The organism is Bacillus sp. SIMBA_008 (genome assembly GCF_046535495.1).
In the GTDB taxonomy this organism is placed as follows: domain Bacteria; phylum Bacillota; class Bacilli; order Bacillales; family Bacillaceae; genus Bacillus; species Bacillus subtilis.
Genome location: NZ_JAWRWL010000458.1, coordinates 1 through 272, shown reverse-complemented (window position 1 = coordinate 272; position 272 = coordinate 1). Strand labels below are relative to the sequence as shown.

Here is a 272-nt window from a genome sequence, read left to right as displayed (position 1 = left end):
GGTATGAGAGAGGTAGAAGAAGAGATTGGTCTTACTATACCTTTTGAGGATTTGACCTTTGCAGGAGTTATACAGGATGAAATCCATCTATCCGATTTGACTGATCGTGAATTTTGCCATGTCTATCTTTATGTCCATCAAGAAGAGCAGATGAACATTCAATTACAAAAAGAAGAAGTCGCTGGACTTTACAGAGCAAAGCTAATGGATGCACAGCAGCTTTTCACAAGAAAATGTGAAAACATGCAGCTGGAGGGCTTTGAAATTGATGA

Annotated in this window: 1 protein-coding gene; it reads left to right on the top strand. The window is 39.0% G+C overall.

The window, feature by feature from the left end:
• Positions 1–272: NUDIX domain-containing protein (locus SB658_RS24010; RefSeq protein ID WP_410602849.1), on the top strand; the 272-nt coding region annotated here is incomplete at both ends.